This window comes from Sphingomonas sp. 66-10, assembly GCF_001897045.1.
Classification (GTDB): domain Bacteria; phylum Pseudomonadota; class Alphaproteobacteria; order Sphingomonadales; family Sphingomonadaceae; genus Sphingomonas; species Sphingomonas lycopersici.
On the sequence record NZ_MKRR01000082.1, the window covers coordinates 1 to 4,405 of the forward strand.

The 4,405-nt window shown below is 57.8% G+C and carries 3 protein-coding genes; 2 read left to right on the forward strand and 1 reads right to left on the reverse strand.

What is annotated here, in order from left to right:
• Nucleotides 1-411 precede the first annotated feature (411 nt).
• On the forward strand, nt 412-765 hold the full coding sequence (fliE, locus tag BGN95_RS07075; RefSeq protein ID WP_286772087.1) for a flagellar hook-basal body complex protein FliE: 354 nt from the start codon (nt 412-414) through the stop codon (nt 763-765).
• A gap of 627 nt (nt 766-1,392) precedes the next feature.
• On the opposite strand, the gene BGN95_RS07080 is transcribed toward fliE, so the two are convergent.
• Nucleotides 1,393-2,118, reverse strand: coding sequence for a class I SAM-dependent methyltransferase (locus tag BGN95_RS07080; RefSeq protein ID WP_286772088.1), 726 nt, complete (start codon nt 2,116-2,118; stop codon nt 1,393-1,395).
• A 1,120-nt stretch (nt 2,119-3,238) separates the two neighbouring features.
• On the opposite strand from BGN95_RS07080, the gene BGN95_RS07085 reads away from it, so the two are divergent.
• The coding region (locus BGN95_RS07085) for a TonB-dependent receptor plug domain-containing protein (RefSeq protein ID WP_286772089.1) at nt 3,239-4,405 on the forward strand (1,167 nt) is incomplete at its 3' end.

Consider the following 4,405-nt stretch of genomic DNA (forward strand, 5'->3'; position numbering starts at 1 on the left):
AGGACAGTCAAACGAGAAAAGATGAGGGGACGCGCGGTAGCGGAAGCTCGCCAGCCGCACCTCGTGCCATACCGGCGCCACAGCTCCAACAGCGTCATTGGTAGCCTCCCCTTTCAGAATCGCGCAAGCTTTCTTTCATCGAGCTCGGATCATTCAGTTGAATTTCAGATACTTGGCAAGATGCCGTTCTGCCTGTGGCTCATACAAAAAAATTCATGTTGTTTGCTCAGTTTCAATGACTGTCGGCCGAATTTTGCCGGAAGATTTTGCAAGACGGCCTAGAAATCGTCATTTTGCGTCGAACATATTTGCGCACGAAGGCCGCGTTTCGCACGCTCCGCGGATAGTTAGCAGATTTTTAACAGAATAGCGTTAGAGCGGTGTGCTATTTTCAACGGCAAGGGCTAACTGATGAGCGACGTCATGGTCGCTAGTGTGATGGCGATGCGTGCCGCCGTTCTTGACCGGAACGCGACACTTCGAAATGTCGTACTTGGAAGCCAAAGCGCCACTCCCGCAGCAAGCGGCGTCATCGGGACGCCCACTCCCAGTTTCGCCTCGACGCTGGAGACAGCGGTCCAGAAGGTCAATGCCAACCTCGAGCAGGAAGATTTGGCCACCGAAGCATACGAACGCGGCGAGACGACCGACATCGCGACTGTCGCGCTGATACAGGCGCGTGCTTCAGTCAATTTCGAGGCAACCCTTCAGTTCCGTAACAAGCTGCTTTCGGCTTACAAAGATATTATGAGCATGCAGGTATAGACCTGACCTGACAAAGCGAAGGAAATGTACAAGTAGTATCTCGAAGGAGGCCGTGGCATACAGTCACCCCACTAGCCCGTCGAACGTTGACCGACAACGGACTAGCTTCAAAGCCGGTCCGTCCAGCACTTAGAACCTGCGTATTGACCATCCGGCCAATCGTTTCCGGATCGGGCGGGCGCTTTCCTTGACAGATATGTTTTCCTCCACGCCGAACTGAGAGCGACGTTCCTTTGGCGGATACATCGAGGCCCATATACATTTCCATGGTTGTTCTCCTTTAGATTCCGGCGCCAAGTTGTGCACTGATTGACACGTCGGGCGCCCACACTCGCATCTTACGGGGGGAACTGCCGCCCCCCATGTTTCGCTGACCCGAGTCGACTCGCTTCCCGCAATTCCCTCATGCGGATGTCCCGCTTGACGGGCATCACATGGTGCCTGGCCGGCGTGGCATGGCGTTGTAGAAGGAGCACATCACCGACGTTCGCATTCTGGCGATCGGCCTTGCAAAGCGCGAATACCAAGTCCGCGCGACCGCGGTCTCAAATGTGCCAGACAGGATATCTCGCTTCGCGGTGTCAACTGTCGCGCGCCGACAGGCTGCGGATTCCGAGGCCAACCGCCTCAGTCCGGCGTTCTATCGCTACGCCTCTGATCAGGTCCGCTAACTCCTAACTCTGTGCCTTGCAACAGCGTCACCAGATAGAAAGGCCGTCGGTGTTCAGCTTGCACCGTAAAGCCTGGCGACCAGGCAAAGGCGTCGTGGATGCGGCGCGATCGGCGGGAGTCCCCGTCAAAACGGAAAAAGTAGTGATTGACCAGCATGCAAATGCCGCCGGGTGTCAAAAGCGTTGCGAGGTACATGGCGGTAGATTTCAACGTTTCATTGTCCGTCGGCGACAAATAGTAGAGGACATCGGCGACAACTATGAGATCGAAGCTACCAGCATATGATGGCGGCAGGGTGAGAAGATCACACGTCTCAAACCGGATATTCGGCTGGTCAGCGTGCAGTAAACGCGCTCGCCTCACGGCGGACGGAGCAACATCTATGCCTAACACCGTTTCTGCACAGCCAGCGAGTCGGCGCGACATCAGACCGAGGCCACAGCCGAGGTCAAGGGCGCGCCGGAAGCGTCCGGGCGGCAACAAAGAACCCAGCTCGTCGTATTTGCGGCTCTGGTAGCGGTAGCGTGACGAGGCTGCCGCCCAAGGATCCGGATTTGCAGCGTAGACGGCTTCCAAGGCTGCGGCTGCCCCAACACGGGGCTGCAAGCGCTTGATCCTCGCGTCGGTGCGTGCGCTGCGCAGGAACAAATCGACATCCCGTAGCTTCATGAAGACTGGCATAGTTTGAAATCTCGGCTGAACGACGGCTCGCAAGTTTGTGAAGGCACGCTGGTTACGGCTCGCGCCCGTTTTAGCGAGATTGAGTCGTGACCAACGCACGCTTTTCCTCGAGCAGCCCTAAGAAGTGAAAGCGGCGGCTTTAGTGCTTTGAACCCCCGCGATACCAGTCGGGGTGATCGAAGGTATGCCAATTGGGATGGCCCCGGTACCATGATTGAGGTCGGTTGTACTTCCTCCAGTCGGAGGGATAAGTATATTGCTGCCTCCGATTCCCGTCCCGATAATAACCCGTCCGATATGGAACTCTTGAGTTGTTTGGTCCGGGATAATAACGCTGCTGCGACTCCCGGCGCTGATCGCGCCCGTGCCCTGGATCGGCATTCGCAACGCTCCAAATGCCAAAAAATAGTCCCGGGACTGTCGCGAAATACACAATCATGCTGCGTTTTCTCATGATAGCCTCCTATATATCCTCAGACCGATCACTTTGCTTCCCATGTGCCCGGGTCACAAAACTTCCGGCGGCGCGAGCCCCGCGCAGCCAGGCGCGGCGTTCGTGGAGCCTACAAACCTAATACGTGGCTCGACCCAAAATCCCTCACGCATAACATTCGACGTCCGCTGAGCGAGTCCAGATTAACCCTGCTGCATTATGCCAGCCACAACCGCCTCAGGCCCCAATTGCGCGGATTCTGAGATGATCGCGCAGTTCGATGTGGGAGGCGCCTGATCGTTCGGCGATTTTCCGGTCGGATAGCGATTGTCAGGAAATACCCCCACGAAGATGATATGGCCATTATGTCGGCGTCAAAGCGTCGCATCCTTGTGATGAATGCCCGAAAAGCTATAACCTTTCTTGATTACGTCAAACGGAATCAGCATGTCTCGTGATATTTGGTGGCCGCTTCCCGCCCCGAGTCCTATTCGGCCGTGATCAAAGCAAACAAGCGGAGGGGGTGCCATGTTGAGGCTTAGTTCAAGCGCTGCGGTGGGAGTAATTGCGATCGCTCTATACGCGCAGCCCGCTCGATCACAGGTTGCGGATTCAGCTCCACCAGGTTCGACTTCAGCCACACCTGGCCAAGGCGAGATTGTCGTTACTGGCACTCGCCGCGCCGACTTGACCGCGGCCGATGCGCCCCTGCCGATCGACATCATTTCCGGCGACCGGCTCACCCAGCAGGGCAGCGCCGATCTTAACGATGTCCTCCGCGCCGAAATACCTTCGCTCAACATTCAGCGGTTCGTCAGCAACGATGGCGCGGTGTTCACGCGCCCCTTCTCGCTACGCGGACTTCCGCCCGACCAGACGCTGGTTCTGATCAACGGCAAGCGCTTCCACAGGGGCGCGACCGTCCAGTTCACCAACATACCCTACATCCGCGGTTCGCAAGGACCGGACCTTAGTGCCATTCCGTCGATCGCAATTGGCCAGCTCGAAGTGCTGCGCGATGGAGCCTCGGCGCTCTATGGCTCCGACGCAATCGCGGGCGTACTCAATTTCCGGCTGCGCACCAATCGAGAGGGCGGCACCCTGATCGCGCGCTATGGTCAATATTATAAGGGCGATGGACGCGACATCCTCCTGCAAGGCAATGTCGGCCTCCCGTTCACCGAACGCGGGTTCGTCAATATCAGCGCCGAATATTCGAACAGCAATCCGACCTCACGCGGCATCCAACGTCCTGACGCGCAGGCGCTGATCGATGCAGGCGTACCGGGTGTGCCCGTGCCCGCCCAACGTTGGGGCAATCCGGCTGCGGAAGCGGCGCGCCTTTTCGTGAACGCGGGCATCGATCTCACCGATACCATGAAGTTCTACGCGTTCGGCAACTATAGTTGGAGCAGCGGCACGACTGCCTTCTTCTATCGCAACCCGAATACGAGTTTCATCGCGACGAGTATTCCACTGACGAACACGCGCGGCGGACCGCGTTTCAGCTTCCGTCAACTTTATCCCGGCGGATTTACGCCCGATTTCGGCGCGACGATCACCGACTCGTCCCTGGTCGGCGGGCTGAAGGGAGAGGTCGGTTCCGGGCTCACCTATGACGTGAGCGCGTCTTACGGGCGCAACTCGGCCAATTACCGCATTACCAATACCGTGAACCCGTCCCTCGGCCTGAGTTCGCCCACAAGCTTCAAGCCGGGCAAGCTCGAGCAGCGCGAGCTCAACTTCAATCTCGATCTGACCTATCCCATTGCGCTCGGCCTCGCGGCCCCCCTGACGCTCGCCGGCGGCGCTGAGTATCGACGCGAAACCTACGAGATTACCGCAGGCGATATC